The organism is Streptomyces sp. NRRL S-31, from assembly GCF_000718775.1.
Taxonomy (GTDB): Bacteria; Actinomycetota; Actinomycetes; order Streptomycetales; family Streptomycetaceae; genus Streptomyces.
Window position 1 is genome coordinate 1 of record NZ_JOCB01000141.1, and the last position, 17,137, is coordinate 17,137.

12 protein-coding genes and 1 pseudogene are annotated in these 17,137 nt (G+C 71.7%); 12 read left to right on the forward strand and 1 reads right to left on the reverse strand.

Annotated features, from left to right (window positions below; translation table 11 throughout):
• The first annotated feature begins 113 nt into the window (after window positions 1-113).
• The 12 genes and pseudogenes from uvrC to pgi form a co-directional block, all read left to right on the forward strand.
• The gene (uvrC, locus tag IF37_RS0135760; protein WP_030752860.1) at window positions 114-2,207 is read left to right on the forward strand and encodes an excinuclease ABC subunit UvrC; all 2,094 of its coding nucleotides are present in this window, start codon (window positions 114-116) and stop codon (window positions 2,205-2,207) included.
• A complete protein-coding gene (gene rapZ / locus IF37_RS0135765) occupies window positions 2,204-3,265 on the forward strand; it encodes an RNase adapter RapZ (protein ID WP_030752863.1) in 1,062 nt (353 codons plus the stop codon). The genes uvrC and rapZ overlap by 4 nt, the downstream gene beginning before the upstream one ends.
• Entirely contained in the window at window positions 3,262-4,329 is a 1,068-nt protein-coding gene (gene yvcK, locus IF37_RS0135770; RefSeq protein WP_030752868.1) for a uridine diphosphate-N-acetylglucosamine-binding protein YvcK, read from the forward strand. Before rapZ ends, yvcK begins: the two co-directional genes overlap by 4 nt.
• Window positions 4,320-5,309, forward strand: coding sequence for a DNA-binding protein WhiA (whiA, locus tag IF37_RS0135775; RefSeq protein WP_030752871.1), 990 nt, complete (start codon window positions 4,320-4,322; stop codon window positions 5,307-5,309). The genes yvcK and whiA overlap by 10 nt, the downstream gene beginning before the upstream one ends.
• 153 nt (window positions 5,310-5,462) lie before the next feature.
• Complete coding sequence (locus IF37_RS0135780; protein WP_030752874.1) at window positions 5,463-8,417, forward strand: M14 family metallopeptidase; 2,955 nt, start codon at window positions 5,463-5,465, stop codon at window positions 8,415-8,417.
• Between the two features lie 300 nt (window positions 8,418-8,717).
• A complete protein-coding gene (gene gap, locus IF37_RS0135785) occupies window positions 8,718-9,725 on the forward strand; it encodes a type I glyceraldehyde-3-phosphate dehydrogenase (RefSeq protein WP_030752877.1) in 1,008 nt (335 codons plus the stop codon).
• A 135-nt stretch (window positions 9,726-9,860) separates the two neighbouring features.
• Window positions 9,861-11,072 (forward strand): phosphoglycerate kinase, encoded by a 1,212-nt coding sequence (gene pgk, locus IF37_RS0135790; protein WP_030752879.1) that lies wholly within the window; start codon window positions 9,861-9,863, stop codon window positions 11,070-11,072.
• Between the two features lie 3 nt (window positions 11,073-11,075).
• Complete coding sequence (gene tpiA / locus IF37_RS0135795; RefSeq protein ID WP_030752881.1) at window positions 11,076-11,852, forward strand: triose-phosphate isomerase; 777 nt, start codon at window positions 11,076-11,078, stop codon at window positions 11,850-11,852.
• Window positions 11,853-11,966: 114 nt separating this feature from the next.
• Window positions 11,967-12,197 carry a preprotein translocase subunit SecG gene (secG, locus tag IF37_RS0135800; protein WP_030752883.1) on the forward strand — a complete coding sequence of 77 codons (231 nt, stop codon included), beginning with the start codon at window positions 11,967-11,969 and terminating at the stop codon, window positions 12,195-12,197.
• A 236-nt stretch (window positions 12,198-12,433) separates the two neighbouring features.
• A complete protein-coding gene (locus IF37_RS0135805; protein ID WP_003976875.1) occupies window positions 12,434-12,769 on the forward strand; it encodes an RNA polymerase-binding protein RbpA in 336 nt (111 codons plus the stop codon).
• A gap of 195 nt (window positions 12,770-12,964) precedes the next feature.
• Window positions 12,965-14,125: an MFS transporter gene (locus IF37_RS0135810; RefSeq protein WP_037857931.1), complete on the forward strand. Its 1,161-nt coding sequence runs from the start codon at window positions 12,965-12,967 to the stop codon at window positions 14,123-14,125.
• Between the two features lie 90 nt (window positions 14,126-14,215).
• A pseudogene (gene pgi / locus IF37_RS0135815) lies at window positions 14,216-15,760 on the forward strand (glucose-6-phosphate isomerase); the annotation flags it as partial.
• Window positions 15,761-15,982: 222 nt separating this feature from the next.
• Here the strand turns inward: pgi and IF37_RS43060 are convergent.
• Window positions 15,983-17,137 (reverse strand): ABC transporter permease (locus tag IF37_RS43060; protein ID WP_158727445.1); only part of this gene is annotated, 1,155 nt, incomplete at its 5' end.

The following is a 17,137-nucleotide window of genomic DNA, read 5'->3' on the forward strand; positions in this document are numbered from 1 at the left end:
GGTGGGGGCTGGGTGGGCGGCTGTGCCGTCGGGCCCGGGCGGGCCGCCGTAGGGGCGCGGGCGTTGTCCACAGGCCCGACGCGCTGTCGGTGCTCGCCAGTAGGGTGTGAGACATGGCCGACCCCTCCAGCTACCGCCCCAGTCCGGGTGAGATCCCGGACTCCCCAGGGGTGTACAGGTTCCGTGACGAGCACCGCCGGGTGATCTACGTCGGAAAGGCGAAGAGCCTGCGTCAGCGCCTGGCGAACTACTTCCAGGACCTGGCGAACCTGCACCCACGCACCCGGACCATGGTGACCACCGCCGCGTCCGTGGAGTGGACCGTGGTGTCCACGGAGGTCGAGGCGCTACAGCTGGAGTACTCCTGGATCAAGGAGTATGACCCCCGGTTCAACGTCAAGTACCGCGACGACAAGAGCTACCCGTATCTCGCGGTGACGATGAACGAGCAGTTCCCGCGCGTGCAGGTGATGCGCGGTCACAAGAAGAAGGGCGTCCGGTACTTCGGGCCGTACGCGCACGCGTGGGCCATCCGGGACACCGTCGACCTGCTGCTGCGCGTGTTCCCGGTGCGGACCTGCTCGGCCGGCGTCTTCAAGAACGCCGCGCGCACCGGCCGCCCCTGTCTGCTCGGCTACATCGGCAAGTGCTCCGCGCCCTGCGTCGGCCGGATCAGCCCCGAGGACCACCAGGATCTGGCCGAGGACTTCTGCGACTTCATGGCCGGCCGGACCGGTGCCTACCTCCGCCGTCTGGAGAAGCGGATGATGGAGGCGGCCGAGGAGATGGAGTACGAGCGGGCCGGCCGCCTGCGCGACGACATCGAGGCCCTGAAGAAGGCCATGGAGAAGAACGCGGTCGTCCTCGCCGACGCGACCGACGCCGACCTCATCGCCGTCGCCGAGGACGAGCTGGAGGCGGCCGTGCAGATATTCCACGTGCGCGGCGGACGGGTCCGCGGCCAGCGCGGCTGGGTGACCGACAAGGTCGAGGAGGTCACGATCGGCGCCCTGGTCGAGCACGCCCTCCAGCAGCTGTACGGCGAGGAGAGCGGGGACGCCGTCCCCAGGGAGGTGCTGGTCCCGGCCCTGCCCGAGCCGGTCGAGCCGGTCCAGGAGTGGCTGGCCGGCCGCCGCGGGTCGAACGTGTCGCTGCGCATCCCGCAGCGCGGCGACAAGAAGGCGCTCATGGAGACCGTGCAGCGCAACGCCCAGCAGGCCCTCGCGCTGCACAAGACCAAACGCGCCTCCGACCTGACCACGCGCTCGCGTGCGCTGGAGGAGATCGCCGACGCGCTGGAGCTGGACAGCGCCCCGCTGCGGATCGAGTGCTACGACATCTCGCACCTCCAGGGCGACGACGTAGTGGCCTCCATGGTCGTCTTCGAGGACGGCCTGCAACGCAAGAGCGAGTACCGGCGCTTCCAGATCAAGGGCTTCGCCGGTCAGGACGACGTCCGCTCCATGCACGAGGTGATCACCCGCCGCTTCCGGCGCTACCTCGCCGAGAAGGAGCGGACGGGGGAGTGGGCCGACGGCACGGTCGGCGAGGAGGCCCTCGCCGACGGCGCCCCCGCCGACGGCACCGAGGAGATCACGAACTCCCTCAAGGACGACGACGGCCGGCCCCGGAAGTTCGCGTACCCGCCCCAGCTGGTCGTGGTCGACGGCGGCCGGCCACAGGTCGCGGCGGCCCGGCGCGCCCTGGACGAGCTGGGTATCGACGACATCGCGGTCTGCGGCCTCGCCAAGCGCCTGGAGGAGGTCTGGGTGCCCGGCGAGGACGACCCGGTGGTCCTGCCCCGCACCAGCGAGGGCCTGTACCTCCTCCAGCGCATCCGCGACGAGGCCCACCGCTTCGCGATCACCTACCAGCGCACCAAGCGCGCCAAGCGTTTCCGCGCCGGCCCGCTGGACGAGGTCCCCGGCCTCGGCGAGACACGCAAACAGGCGCTCATCAAGCATTTCGGCTCGGTGAAGAAGCTGCGGTCCGCCACAATCGAACAGATCCAGGAAGTGCCCGGGATAGGCCGAAAGACGGCCGAGACCATCGCTGTGGCCCTCGCCCAGGCGGCCCCGGCCGCACCCGCCGTGAACACGGCGACCGGAGAGATCATTGAGGACGAGGAACCCGGTACGACGGGGGGTTCCTCGGGGGAGCCCGTGACCGCGGGCGTCCCGGACGAACGACGGGGGCAGGAGACATGACGGAGCACGACGCACAGCCACAGCCCACGGCACGGCGAGATCAGGCGCACGGTGCCCCGGGCGACGACGCGGTCCGGCACGGAGCCGGCCAGGACACCGGCCGGCCCGACGCCGGTCAGGACACGGGCCACGACACGGGCCAGGACGACGGAGCACAGGTGAGTACGGGCAACGAGACAACCGGGGCCCCCGAGGCGGCCATCCCCGAGCTGGTGATCATCTCCGGCATGTCCGGAGCGGGCCGGTCCACAGCCGCGAAGTGTCTGGAGGACCTCGGCTGGTTCGTCGTGGACAACCTCCCGCCCGCCCTCATCCCCACCATGGTGGAACTGGGTGCCCGCTCGCAGGGCAACGTCGCGCGGATCGCGGTCGTGGTGGACGTGCGCGGCCGGCGCTTCTTCGACAACCTGCGCGAGTCCCTCGCCGACCTGGACACCCGGGGCGTCACCCGGCGGATCGTCTTCCTGGAGTCCTCCGACGAGGCCCTGGTCCGCCGCTTCGAGTCGGTGCGCCGTCCGCACCCGCTCCAGGGCGACGGGCGCATCGTGGACGGCATCGCCGCCGAGCGGGAGCTGCTGCGCGAGCTGCGCGGCGACGCCGACCTGGTGATCGACACCTCCAGTCTCAACGTGCACGAGCTGCGCGCCAAGATGGACGCCCAGTTCGCCGGCGAGGAGGAGCCCGAGCTGCGGGCCACCGTGATGTCCTTCGGCTTCAAGTACGGCCTCCCGGTCGACGCCGACCTGGTCGCCGACATGCGGTTCCTGCCCAACCCGCACTGGGTGCCGGAACTGCGCCCGTACACCGGCCTCAACGAGGAGGTCGCGGCCTATGTCTTCAACCAGCCCGGCGCGAAGGAGTTCCTCGACCGGTACGCCGAGCTGCTGCGGCTCATCGCGGCCGGCTACCGGCGCGAGGGCAAGCGGTACGTGACCATCGCCATCGGCTGTACCGGCGGCAAGCACCGCTCGGTCGCGATGTCGGAGAAGCTCGCCGCGCGGCTCGCGGCCGAGGGCGTGGAGACGGTGGTCGTACACCGGGACATGGGACGGGAATGACGGAACGTACACCGCGGCTGGGCAGGCTGCGCCGGATGGTGCCGGAGGCGCGCGCCGGCCGCCCGGCCGAGGCCCGCGGGGGCCGTCCCCGCCGGCGCGGCGCCCAGCCCAAGGTGGTCGCGCTCGGCGGCGGCATGGGCCTGTCCGCGTCGCTCGCCGCGCTGCGCCGGATCACCGGTGACCTCACCGCCGTCGTCACCGTGGCCGACGACGGCGGCTCCAGCGGCCGGCTCCGGGACGAGCTGGGCGTACTGCCCCCCGGCGACCTGCGCAAGGCGCTGGCCGCGCTGTGCGGCGACGACGACTGGGGCCAGACCTGGGCCCGGGTCATCCAGCACCGCTTCCAGTCCCAGGGCGACCTGCACGACCACGCGGTCGGCAACCTGCTGATCGTCGCCCTGTGGGAGCAGCTGGGCGACCATGTGCAGGCCCTGGACCTGGTCGGCAAGCTGCTCGGCGCGCACGGGCGCGTGCTGCCCATGTCCGCCGTGCCGCTGGAGTTGCAGGCCCTGGTCAAGGGGCATGATCCCGAGCGTCCGGAGGACGTGGACACGGTGCGCGGGCAGGCCACCGTCGCCCTCACCCCCGGCGAGGTGCAGTCGGTGCACCTCGTGCCCCACGACCCGCCCGCCGTCCCCGAGGCCGTCGCGGCCGTCCTGGACGCGGACTGGGTGGTGCTGGGCCCCGGCTCCTGGTTCTCCTCGGTCATCCCGCACCTGCTGGTGCCCGAGCTGCTGGACGCCCTCACCGAGACCAAGGCGCGCCGGGTGCTGTCCCTGAACCTGGCGCCGCAGCCGGGAGAAACCGAGGGCTTCTCCCCGCAGCGTCATTTGGAGGTTTTGGGGCGACACGCCCCTAAACTCGCCCTGGACGTGGTGCTGGCCGACGAGGCCGCCGTGCCCGACCGCGACTCGCTCACCGAGGCCGCCAAGCGGCTGGGAGCCGCGGTCGAGCTGGCGCCCGTGGCCCGGACCGACGGATCACCCCGGCACGATCCGGAGCTGTTGGCCGCCGCGTACGACCGTATTTTTCGGATGCATGGAAGGATCGGCCCATGGCGATGACGGCAGCGGTGAAGGACGAGATCTCCCGGCTCCCCGTCACCCGGACCTGCTGCAGGAAGGCGGAGGTCTCCGCCATTCTGCGGTTCGCCGGCGGCCTGCACCTGGTGAGCGGGCGCATCGTGATCGAGGCGGAGCTGGACACCGCGATGGCGGCGCGCCGGCTCAAGCGGGACATCCTGGAGATCTTCGGCCACAGTTCCGAGCTGATCGTGATGGCTCCCGGCGGCCTGCGCCGCGGTTCGCGGTACGTCGTCCGGGTCGTCGCCGGCGGCGACCAGCTGGCCCGGCAGACGGGTCTCGTGGACGGCCGCGGGCGTCCGATCCGCGGCCTGCCGCCGCAGGTGGTCTCGGGGGCCACCTGCGACGCGGAGGCGGCCTGGCGCGGGGCCTTCCTGGCGCACGGCTCGCTGACCGAGCCCGGCCGCTCCTCCTCCCTGGAGGTGACCTGCCCGGGGCCCGAGGCGGCGCTCGCGCTGGTCGGCGCCGCCCGCAGACTGTCGATCGCGGCGAAGGCCCGCGAGGTGCGCGGGGTCGACCGGGTGGTCGTCCGGGACGGTGACGCGATCGGCGCCCTGCTCACCCGGCTGGGCGCGCACGAGTCCGTGCTGGCCTGGGAGGAGCGCCGGATGCGCCGCGAGGTGCGGGCCACGGCCAACCGGCTCGCCAACTTCGACGACGCCAACCTGCGCCGCTCGGCCCGTGCCGCCGTGGCCGCCGGTGCCCGTGTCCAGCGTGCCCTGGAGATCCTCGCCGACGAGGTGCCCGAGCACCTCGCCGCCGCCGGGCGGCTGCGCATGGAGCACAAGCAGGCGTCCCTGGAGGAGCTGGGCGCCCTCGCCGACCCGCCGCTGACGAAGGACGCGGTCGCGGGCCGTATCCGCCGGCTGCTGGCGATGGCGGACAAGCGCGCCGCCGACCTGGGCATCCCGGGCACCGAGGCCAACCTCTCCGAGGAGCTGGCGGACAACCTGGCCGGCTGACCCGACGGACCGTCAACTCGCCGTGTGCCGACGCCCATTCGGGTGATCGGCAGCGGCGGGTGCGTGTCCGTGCGGCACTCTTGACTCGATCATCCTGTGACATGAGCCTGGCAACCTGTTCGCCGCTGTGGCGGATCACCTCCAGGGGGGTTCATGAGACACAGAGCGAGATCGATCCTCGCTGTCGGCGCGCTCGTGATCGGTGGAGCGAGCCTCGTACCCACGGCCCAGGCGCGGAGCGGAGGCCCGGCACCGTCCGGGCCGGACCAGGTCCGGGTCTTCCGCGCGGAGATCACCGAGCGGCAGGTACCCCTGCTGGTCGAGGCCGGGCAGGACGCCCGGGAACTCGGTGAGCGGACGGCCGGGCGCGGCAGGAGCCAGGTCGAGGTCTACCTCACCGGCACGCAGGCCGCGCGGCTGCGCGAACAGGGAGTCGCCCTCACCGAGCACACCCTCACCGCCAAGGCCGAGGCCCGGGTCGAGGAAGCGGCCCAGGGCGTGTTCCGTCCGTACGGCGGCAGCGGCGGGCTCAAGGAGGAGATCCTCCGCACCGCCCGGGACCACCCGGGGCTCACCAAGGTCGAGTCGATCGGCAGGACCGTCAAGGGCCAGGACATCCTCGCCCTCCGGCTGACCGGGAACGCGCGGAAGTCCCCGGACGGCTCCAAGCCGGCCGTGCTCTACATGTCCAACCAGCACGCGCGCGAGTGGATCACGCCGGAGATGACCCGGCGGCTGATGCACTACTACCTGGACCACTACGCGACCGACAAGCGGGTCAAGAGGATCGTCGACTCGACCGAGCTGTGGTTCGTCCTCTCGGCCAACCCGGACGGCTACGACTACACCTTCCAGGACTCCGCCACCCGCCTGTGGCGCAAGAACCTGCGGGACGTCAACGGCGACGGTGTCATCAACACCGGCGACGGCGTCGACCTCAACCGCAACTTCGCCTACAAGTGGGGCTACGACGACGAGGGTTCGTCCCCCAACCCCACCAGCCAGACCTACCGCGGCCCGAGCCCCGCGTCCGAGCCCGAGACGAAGGCCCTGGACGCCTTCGAGAAGCGGGTGGGCTTCCGGTACGCCATCAACTACCATTCCGCGGCCGAACTCCTCCTCTACGGAGTGGGCTGGCAGGTGGCCACGCCGACGCCCGACGACGTCCTCTACCGGGCGCTGGCGGGCACGCCCGGCAACCCGGCGATCCCCGGCTACCGTTCGCAGCTCTCCTCCGAGCTGTACACCACCAACGGCGAGGCGGACGGCCACGCGGCGAACGTCAACGGGACGGCGATGTTCACCCCGGAGATGTCCAGCTGCCAGACCGCCTCGGACAGCGACCCGGACGACGCCTGGAAGAGCCAGGACTGCCCGTCCGTCTTCAGCTTCCCCGACGACGAGAAGCTCATCCAGAGCGAGTTCGCCAAGAACGTCCCGTTCGCGCTCTCGGTCGCCGAGACCGCGCCGCACCCCGACCGGCCGGCCTCCGCGGTCGGCCTGGACGCCGCCGACTTCACCCCGGCCGCGTTCGGCACGTCGTACTCCCGGGGCGCGGACCAGGAGGTCTCGGTCGTCGTCCGCAAGGCGGTCCGGGACAAGGAGCTGAAGTACCGCGTCAACGGCGGCCGCACGCGGGACCAGGCCCTGCGGCCCTGGCGGGGCGGACGCACCTACGGCGGCGAGGACGACCTCTACTTCGACGAGTACCGCGCCAGGGTCCGGGACGGCGAGCCCGGCGACCGGGTCGAGGTGTGGTTCACCGGCGAGACCGCGAACGGGAGGAAGGTCTCCAGCTCCCGCTTCACCTACACCGTGGCGCGGCGGCCGGAGGCCGACACCCTGGTGGTCGCCGAGGAGGGCACGGCCGCCACGCGGGCCCGGACGTACGCGGACGCGGTCCGGGCCGCCGGGCACCGGGCCCTCGTCTGGGACGTGGCCACGCAGGGCGTCCCGGACGCGCTCGGTGTCCTCGGGCACTTCCGGACGGTCGTCCACTACTCCGGCGCGAACGGCCCCGGCAACGCCACCCAGCTCCAGCTGCGCGCCCACCTCAACGAGGGCGGCCGGCTGATCGAGGCCGGCGAGCTGGCCGGCGGCGGCGTCGACCTCGGCGGCGGCAACCTCTCCGACGATTTCAGCCAGTACTACCTGGGCGCCTACAGCCGTACGTCGACCAAGGGGGCCACCGGCTTCACCGGCTTCGGCGCGCTCGACGGCTTCACCGGGGCGCTCGGGGACGCGCCCGGGAACCCGCTGGACCGGGCGGGCACCTACGGCGTCACCTCCGAGGAACTGCCGACCGCCGCGTACCCGCAGTTCGCGAGTGCGGGCGCGGGCGCGTTCGCCGGGACCGTCAACCCCTACGGGCCGTACGCGGGCGCCTCCATGGCCGCCGCCGTGCACACCGACGACGCCTACAAGCGCCTCACCCGCACCATCGACCTCAGCGGTGTCGGCGCCGCCGACCGCCCGGCGCTGACCACCCGGCTGCTGTGGGACACCGAGCCCGGCTACGACCACGCGGTGGTCGAGGCGCACACGGTGGGCGCCGACGACTGGACGACCCTGCCCGAGGCCGGCGGGGCCACGCGGACGGCCGTGCCCGAGGAGTGCGGTGCCGGGTTCCTGATCGGCGAGCACCCGTGGCTGAGGCACTACCTGACGCTCTCCGGCAACACCTGCGCGGCGACCGGGACCACCGGCTCCTGGAACAGCCTCACCGGCAGCTCCGCCGGCTGGCAGCAGGTGACTTTCGACCTGAGCGCGTACGCCGGGAAGTCCGTCGAGGTCACGATCGGCTACGTCACCGACCCCGGCACCGGCGGGCACGGAGTCCTCGCCGACGACGCCTCACTGGTGGTCGGCGGCGCGGCGCGGGAGACGGAGGGCTTCGAGTCGTCGCTCGGCGCCTGGAGGGCGGCCGGACCGCCCGCAGGCAGCCCGGCCGTCCTCAAGGACTGGACGCGCACCGGGGCCCTGTTCCGGACCTACGGAGCGGTCACCACGGACGACACCGTGCTGCTCGGTTTCGGCCTGGAACAGGTGGTCTCGGCGGCCGACCGGACCGCTCTGCTGAGGAAGGCGTTCGCCGCACTCGACAGGTGAGCGCGACCCCCTCTCAACGGTGCGCGGAAGGGGTGATCCTCAAGTGAGCCGACACGCTCACGAACGAGTGAAAATGACGCCTGGGGTGCCCGGCTTTCCGTAGCAAATGCGGATGAATCCACCGTCGATCCGAGGCGGTCCGTACCTCTACTGGCTGGTACGGACCGCCTGCCCGTGTATGGGGCTTCTCGATGTCACCCAGGGGGCCTCGGAGAGGTAGGGTCGGGGGTGGTCGGGGACATCCCAAACAGAGCTCGCCGGCACCGCATAAGCCGGCTGCACCAACGAGGAGATCGGTTCGTGACGATCCGCGTAGGCATCAACGGCTTCGGCCGCATCGGCCGTAACTACTTCCGCGCGCTCCTGGAGCAGGGTGCGGACATCGAGGTTGTGGCTGTCAACGACCTGGGTGACACCGCGACCACGGCGCACCTGCTCAAGTACGACACGATCCTGGGCCGCCTCAAGCAGGAGGTCACCCACACCGCCGACACCATCACCGTGGGCGGCCACACCATCAAGGTGCTCTCCGAGCGGAACCCCGCCGACATCCCGTGGGGCGAGCTGGGCGTCGACATCGTCATCGAGTCCACCGGCATCTTCACGAAGAAGGAGGACGCCGCCAAGCACATCGCGGGCGGCGCCAAGAAGGTCCTCATCTCGGCTCCGGCCAAGGACGAGGACATCACCATCGTGATGGGTGTCAACCAGGACAAGTACGACCCGGCGAACCACCACGTCATCTCCAACGCCTCCTGCACCACCAACTGTGTGGCCCCGATGGCGAAGGTCCTCGACGAGAACTTCGGCATCGTCAAGGGTCTGATGACCACGGTGCACGCGTACACGAACGACCAGCGCATCCTGGACTTCCCGCACAAGGACCTGCGCCGCGCCCGTGCCGCCGCCGAGAACATCATCCCGACCACCACCGGTGCCGCCAAGGCCACCGCCCTGGTGCTCCCGCAGCTCAAGGGCAAGCTGGACGGCATCGCGATGCGCGTCCCGGTCCCGACCGGCTCGGTCACCGACCTGGTCGTCGAGCTCTCCCGCGAGGTCACCAAGGAAGAGGTCAACGCCGCCTTCCTGAAGGCCGCCGAGGGCGAGCTGAAGGGCCTCCTCGAGTACACCGAGGACGCGATCGTCTCCTCCGACATCGTCAACGAGCCGGCGTCCTGCACCTTCGACTCCTCCCTGACCATGGTCCAGGAGGGCAAGAGCGTGAAGGTCATCGGCTGGTACGACAACGAGTGGGGCTACTCCAACCGCCTCGTGGACCTCACGGTCTTCGTCGGCGACCAGCTCTGATCGCGAGCAGCAGGACAACGAAGTGAGAGCAGGGCCTGAGCAGCGCACCGCGGCGCTGCCCGGGCCCTGTCCCACGTACTGAGCACGTCCTCTTACGATCAGGTGCACCACGAGCCCTCCTCAGGAGTCCACTCAATGAAGACGATCGACGAACTTCTCGCCGACGGCGTGAGCGGCAAGCGGGTCTTCGTCCGCGCCGACCTCAACGTGCCGCTGGCCGACGGGACGATCACCGACGACGGCCGCATCCGCGCCGTCCTGCCCACCGTCAAGGCCCTCATCGACGGCGGCGCCAAGGTGATCGTCGCCTCGCACCTGGGCCGCCCCAAGGGCGCCCCGGACCCCGCCTTCTCGCTGCTGCCCGCGGCCGAGCGCCTCGGTGAACTGCTCGGCGCCCCGGTCGCCTTCGCCCAGGACACCGTCGGCCCCGCCGCCCACGACGCCGTCGACGGCCTCCAGCCGGGCCAGGTCGCGGTCATCGAGAACCTGCGCTTCAACCCCGGCGAGACGTCCAAGGACGACACCGAGCGGGGGGAGTTCGCCGACCGGCTCGCCGCCCTCGCCGACGTCTACGTGGGCGACGGCTTCGGCGCCGTGCACCGGAAGCACGCCTCCGTCTACGACCTTCCGGCCCGGCTGCCGCACTACGCCGGCTCCCTGATCGCCACCGAGGTCGGCGTCCTGAAGAAGCTCACCGAGGACGTCAAGCGCCCCTACGTCGTCGCGCTCGGCGGCGCCAAGGTCTCCGACAAGCTCGCCGTCATCGACGAGCTGCTCGGCAAGGCCGACCGGCTGCTCATCGGCGGCGGGATGGCCTACACCTTCCTCAAGGCCAAGGGCTACGAGGTCGGCATCTCCCTCCTCCAGGAGGACCAGCTCGGGGCCGTCACCGAGTACATGGAGCGGGCGGAGAAGCAGGGCGTGGAGCTGCTGCTCCCCGTCGACGTCGTGGTCGCCCGGGACTTCCCGGACCTGAAGACCAAGGCGCCCACCCAGAACACCGTGGTCGACGCGGACAAGATCCCCGCCGACCAGGAGGGCCTGGACATCGGCCCGAAGACCCGAGAGCTCTACGCCTCGAAGCTCGCCGACGCCGCGACCGTCTTCTGGAACGGTCCCATGGGCGTCTTCGAGCACCCCGACTACGCCGAGGGCACCAAGGCGGTCGCCCAGGCCCTCGTCGACTCGGACGGCTTCAGCGTCGTCGGCGGCGGTGACTCCGCCGCCGCCGTGCGTACGCTCGGCTTCGACGAGAACGCATTCGGCCACATCTCGACCGGTGGCGGCGCCTCCCTCGAATACCTCGAGGGCAAGACGCTCCCCGGCCTCGCCGCACTGGAGGACTGACCGTTGAGCACCCGCACGCCGCTGATGGCGGGCAACTGGAAGATGAACCTCAACCACCTCGAGGCCATCGCCCACGTCCAGAAGCTCGCCTTCGCCCTCGCCGACAAGGACTACGAGGCCGTCGAGGTCGCCGTCCTGCCGCCCTTCACCGACCTGCGCTCCGTGCAGACCCTGGTGGACGGGGACAAGCTCCCGATCAAGTACGGCGCCCAGGACATCTCGCAGCACGACTCCGGCGCCTACACCGGCGAGATCTCCGGCCCGATGCTGGCCAAGCTGAAGTGCGCCTACGTGGCGATCGGCCACTCCGAGCGCCGCCAGTACCACAACGAGACCGACGAGATCGTCAACGCCAAGGTCAAGGCCGCCTACAAGCACGGCCTCACCCCGATCCTGTGCGTCGGCGAGGAACTGGACGTCCGCGAGGCCGGCGACCACGTCAGCCACACCCTCGCCCAGGTCGAGGGCGGTCTGAAGGACGTCCCGGCCGAGCAGGCCGAGACCCTCGTGATCGCCTACGAGCCCGTCTGGGCCATCGGCACCGGCAAGGTCTGCGGCGCCGACGACGCCCAGGAGGTCTGCGCCGCCATCCGCGCCAAGGTCGCCGAGCTGTACTCGCAGGACGTCGCCGACAAGGTCCGCATCCAGTACGGCGGCTCGGTCAAGGCGGGCAACGTCGCCGAGATCATGGCCAAGGCGGACATCGACGGCGCCCTGGTCGGCGGTGCCTCGCTGGACGCCGACGAGTTCGTCAAGATCGTGCGCTTCCGCGATCAGTGACGCGGTCCGTGAGTAGGCGGTAGCGGCGATACGTCGTACTCTTGCGGGGGCGCGGCCGAGACGCCGTGCCCCCGTCGTCCATCCGAATCCGAGGAAGTTGGTCCAGCCGTGGTTTTGGGGTTCTCGATCGCCCTGATCGTCTTCAGCCTGCTGCTGATGCTGCTGGTGCTGATGCACAAGGGGAAGGGCGGCGGCCTCTCCGACATGTTCGGCGGTGGCATGCAGTCCTCCGTCGGCGGTTCCTCGGTCGCCGAGCGCAACCTGGACCGGATCACCATCGTGATCGGTCTGCTCTGGTTCGCGTGCATCATCGTCCTCGGCATGCTGATGAAGACGAACAGCTGACGCGCGCGCACCGCGAAACCGGGCGCACGTCCCGGTCCGAACCGTATATTCCCCACGTAAGGCCCCATGTTGGGTACGCGCTCCCGAGCGCGGCCTATCATGGGGCTTGCGTCTTGTTGTGGGGGCCGGTAACTCCAATCACTGGACGCGCGTTGGGCCTTACGTAGACTGAGGCGCTCGCAGCGGAGCGAAACGCCGACTCGCTTCGCGGCACCATTACGCAGGGAGTTACGACCGTGGCAAGTGGCAACGCGATCCGAGGAAGCCGGGTCGGGGCGGGGCCGATGGGCGAGGCCGAGCGCGGCGAGTCCGCGCCGCGTCTGCGCATCTCCTTCTGGTGCTCCAACGGGCATGAGACGCAGCCGAGCTTCGCCAGCGACGCGCAGGTGCCCGAGACCTGGGACTGCCCGCGCTGCGGCTTCCCGGCCGGCCAGGACCGGGACAACCCGCCGGACCCGCCGCGCACCGAGCCGTACAAGACGCACCTCGCGTACGTGCGGGAGCGCCGCAGCGACGCGGACGGCGAGGCGATCCTCGCCGAGGCGCTCGCCAAACTGCGGGGCGAGATCTAGGACTTCACCGGCCGGGTGCCCGCGGGCGCCCGGCCGGAGCCGTATCCGCCACCGGAACCGGCCGATTGTCAGTGCCACCCTCTACGGTTTTGGTGAAGGCGCGAACCGGCAGGGGGAGTTGTGACGGCGGTCGAGACCAGTGGCAGGTGTGCGCCCGCGTGGCGCGGGGGCTTCGGGCGGCTGTGGACCGCGGCCGTGATCTCCCGGTTCGGTGACGCCCTGCGCGTGTCCGCGCTGCCGCTGCTCGCCGTCGGCCTCACCGACGAGCCCCTCGTGGTGGCCTCCGTCACCGCCTGCGGTTATCTGCCCTGGCTGCTGTTCGGGCTGTTCGGCGGAGCCCTGGCGGACCGCGTCGACCAGCGGCGGGCGATGTGGCTAGTGGACACGGTACGAGGGCTGCTCGTCGCCGCGTTCGCCCTCGCCGTGGGACTCGGGCACGCCTCCGTCCCCCTGCTGATCGTCCTCGCCTTCTCGCTCACCGCGCTCCAGACGCTCTTCGACAACGCCGCGACGGCCCTGCTGCCGTCCCTGGTCGAGCGGGAGGCGCTGGGCAGCGCGAACGCCCGGCTGATGACCGGCCAGCAGCTCGCGGGCGGGCTGCTCGCGAGCCCCTTCGTACCGCTCCTGCTGGCGGCCGGAGCGTCCATGCCGTTCGCGGCGGACGCCGGCACCTACCTGGTGGCCGCCGCGCTCGTGGCCTCCCTGCGGACCAGCCCGCCGGTGCGGGAACCGCGCCCGGCCGGCAGCACCCTGCGCACCGAGATCAGGGCGGGCCTCACGGTCCTGTGGGGTGACCGGGTGCTGCGCGCCGTCTGCGCGGCCACCCTGCTGTGCAACATCGGCATGGGCGCGCTCATCGCCACCCTGGCCCTGCACGTCACCCGCTGGCTGCACGCGGGCGACACCGGATACGTCGCCGCCATGACGGCGTACTCGGCCGGCAGTCTGATCGGCGGTTTCCTGGCCCGGCGGATCGCCCGCCGTACCGGACGGGTCCGGGCCCTGCTGCTCGGCGGCGCGGTCCAGACGGGCTCGCTGCTGCTGATCGGCTCGGTGCGGGAGATACCCGCCCTGGTGGCCGGGATGCTGCTGCTCGGCACGATGAACATGATCTGGAACGTCAACCAGGTCACGCTGATGCAGCAGCGCAGCCCCGCGTCGATGGCGGGCCGCGTCGCCTCCGCCTTCCGCACCTCCTCCACCTCCGGCGCCCCGCTCGGAGCGGTCCTCGGCGGGGCGGCGGCCCGGCTGCACGGCCTCAACGCGCCCGCCCTGCTCGCCGCCGCCCTGTTCGCCGCGGCCGTCACGGCACTGATACCGGCACGCGGGCCGGACGCGCCCGTGGCCACCCCGTGAGGACGGTGTCGCGACCGTTCGTGCCGCGCGCTGATCAATTAGGTTGAGACCGGCAGCGGGACAGGTACCGAGAGAAGGCTGACGTCGGAAATGAACGCAGACGGCCGCACCAGGCTCAACCAGACGCCCGAATGGGCCGCCCTCGCCAAGCACCGCGAGGAGCTGGCGGACACCCGGCTGAGGGAGCTGTTCGCCGCCGACCCCGCGCGCGGCACCGGGTACACGCTCCGGGTCGGCGACCTGTACCTCGACTACTCCAAGCACCTCATCACCGACGAGACCCTGCGCCTGCTGCGCGAGCTGGCCGCGGCGACGGACGTCTTCGGGCTCCGGGACGCCATGTTCCGCGGTGAGCGGATCAACGTCACGGAGAACCGGGCCGTGCTGCACACCGCGCTGCGCGCCGCTCGGGACGCGGTGGTCGAGGTCGACGGCGAGAACGTGGTCCCGGCCGTGCACGCCGTGCTGGACAGGATGAGCGACTTCGCCGGCCGGGTGCGCTCCGGCGAGTGGACCGGGCACACCGGCAAGCGCATCAGGAACGTGGTCAACATCGGCATCGGCGGCTCCGACCTCGGCCCCGCGATGGCCTACGAGGCCCTGCGCGCCTTCACCGACCGCGACCTCACGGTCCGGTTCGTCTCCAACGTGGACGGCGCCGACCTGCACGAGGCGACCCGCGACCTGGACCCGGCCGAGACGCTGTTCATCGTGGCGTCCAAGACGTTCACCACGATCGAGACGATCACCAACGCGACCTCCGCGCGGCAGTGGCTGCTGGCCGCGCTCGGTGACCGGGAGGCGGTGGCCAGGCACTTCGTGGCGCTGTCCACGAACGCCGACAAGGTCGCCGAGTTCGGCATCGACACGGCCAACATGTTCGAGTTCTGGGACTGGGTCGGCGGGCGCTACTCCTACGACTCCGCCATCGGCCTGTCCCTGATGATCGCCATCGGCCCGGACCGCTTCCGCGAGATGCTGGACGGGTTCCGGCTGGTCGACGACCACTTCCGCACCGCGCCCGCCGAGGCCAACGCGCCGCTGCTGCTGGGCCTGCTGGGCATCTGGTACGGCGACTTCCACGACGCCCAGTCGCACGCGGTGCTGCCGTACAGCCACTACCTCTCCAAGTTCACGGCGTACCTCCAGCAGCTCGACATGGAGTCCAACGGCAAGTACGTCGCCCGTGACGGCAAGCGGGTCGAGTGGCAGACCGGCCCGGTGGTGTGGGGCACGCCAGGCACCAACGGCCAGCACGCCTACTACCAGTTGATCCACCAGGGCACCAAGCTGATCCCGGCGGACTTCATCGGCTTCGCCGAGCCGGTGGCCGAGCTGAGCGACGGACTCAAGGCGCAGCACGACCTGCTGATGGCCAACTTCTTCGCCCAGACCCAGGCGCTCGCCTTCGGCAAGACCGCCGAGGAGGTCCGTGCGGAGGGCGTCGCCGAGGAACTGGTCCCGCACAAGACCTTCCCGGGCGACCGGCCGACCACGACCATTCTCGCCACCGAGCTGACCCCGTCGGTGCTCGGGCAGCTGATCGCCCTCTACGAGCACAAGGTGTTCGTCCAGGGCGCGGTCTGGAACATCGACTCCTTCGACCAGTGGGGCGTGGAGCTGGGCAAGGTCCTCGGGAACTGCGCGGCCGGAGCTGATCCCGGGTCGCCGCGCGGCGGGGGCCGCCGTGGCGGCATCCCCGCGCGGACCGTTGCCGTTCGACGGTCACCGGGGCCGCGCGGGCCGGTCTCCGACGCGCCCGCGCCGCCCCTCGCACCGCTCGTCCGCCGCCGGGCCCGGGCACCTGTACGCGCGCGAGGCGCGGGGACGGGGGCCCCGGGGCCGAGGGGAGGGGGTTCAGGACACCGCGCTCAGCGTGTCCGCGAGGCGGCGGCGGGCCGCTCGGGCCGCGGGCAGCGTGGCCAGCGCCGCCGCTCCCAGGACGGAGGCCGACACCAGCAGGAGCAGCAGGCCCGGGGAGGGCGACCGGGCGATCCCGGTGCCGATGCCGCTGGAGCCGCCCTGGGCGTCGATCAGCCGGCGGGCCAGCGGCAGCCCCAGCACCGTCCCGGCGACGGCCGCCACCAGGGCCGTACAGCTCGTCGCCGTGACGGTGATCGCGGTGATCTGCCGCGGGGACATGCCGATCGCCCGGAGCGCCAGCACGTCCCGCTCGCCCTCGCGGACGCTGCCGCCGATCGCGGTGAGCAGCTCGACCAGCCCGATCAGGGCCAGGACGGCGATCAGCCCGGCGACGACACCGCGCAGCGGGGACAGCCCGTCGGCCGGATCGGCCACCGGGTGCGCCTCCAGGTGGCCGTGGCCGGCCGAGACGAGCGCGGCGGCCACCCGGTGCGGGTCGGCGCCGGACCGCAGGCGCAGCTCGTAGAAGGCGGGGACCAGCGCCGGGTCGTTCTCGCGGAGGGTGTCCAGGGAGGTGGTCACGACCCGGCCGGCGTTGCGCGGTTCGAGGACGCGGCCCACGATGTGCAGGATCTGCGGCCGGTCGCCGACCGTCATCCGGACCCAGTCCCCGACCCGCGCGTCCAGCAGGTCCAGCAGGCCCTGGCCGGCCACCGCCTCGTCCGCCCCGCGCGCGGGCCGCCCCTCGGCGACGGCGTACGGGTAGGGCTCGGCGCGGGTGCCGATGCCGCGCAGGGCGATGGTCCCGGTCTGCCCGGGGACCAGCGCGGCCACCTCGACGCCCGGATAGGCGGCGGCGACCCGGGAGTCGCGGGACAGCACGGCCCGTACGCCGGACGCGTCCAGGGCGCCGTCCGAGCGCACCGCGAGCGTCGTCGGCAGCCCCACCCGCTCGGAGCTGCCGGCGAAGCGGTCGATCGTGGTCCACGCGCTCAGCGCCACCACGATCAGCAGCAGCGGCAGCGTCAGCCGGGCCACGGTGGCCAGCGACCGGCCGCGGCCCGCGAACGCCTTGTGACAGCCGAGCACCAGCGCGGGCGGCAGCCCCCAGCCGAGCGCCCGCCGGGCCGGCCCGGGCAGCCGCCCGCC

What these genes read in the sequence shown, in the direction of transcription:
- uvrC (WP_030752860.1), top strand. Translation starts at nt 114, where the DNA reads ATGGCCGACCCCTCCAGCTACCGCCCCAGTCCGGGTGAGATCCCGGAC.
- rapZ (WP_030752863.1), top strand. Translation starts at nt 2,204, where the DNA reads ATGACGGAGCACGACGCACAGCCACAGCCCACGGCACGGCGAGATCAG.
- yvcK (WP_030752868.1), top strand. Translation starts at nt 3,262, where the DNA reads ATGACGGAACGTACACCGCGGCTGGGCAGGCTGCGCCGGATGGTGCCG.
- whiA (WP_030752871.1), top strand. Translation starts at nt 4,320, where the DNA reads ATGGCGATGACGGCAGCGGTGAAGGACGAGATCTCCCGGCTCCCCGTC.
- IF37_RS0135780 (WP_030752874.1), top strand. Translation starts at nt 5,463, where the DNA reads ATGAGACACAGAGCGAGATCGATCCTCGCTGTCGGCGCGCTCGTGATC.
- pgk (WP_030752879.1), top strand. Translation starts at nt 9,861, where the DNA reads ATGAAGACGATCGACGAACTTCTCGCCGACGGCGTGAGCGGCAAGCGG.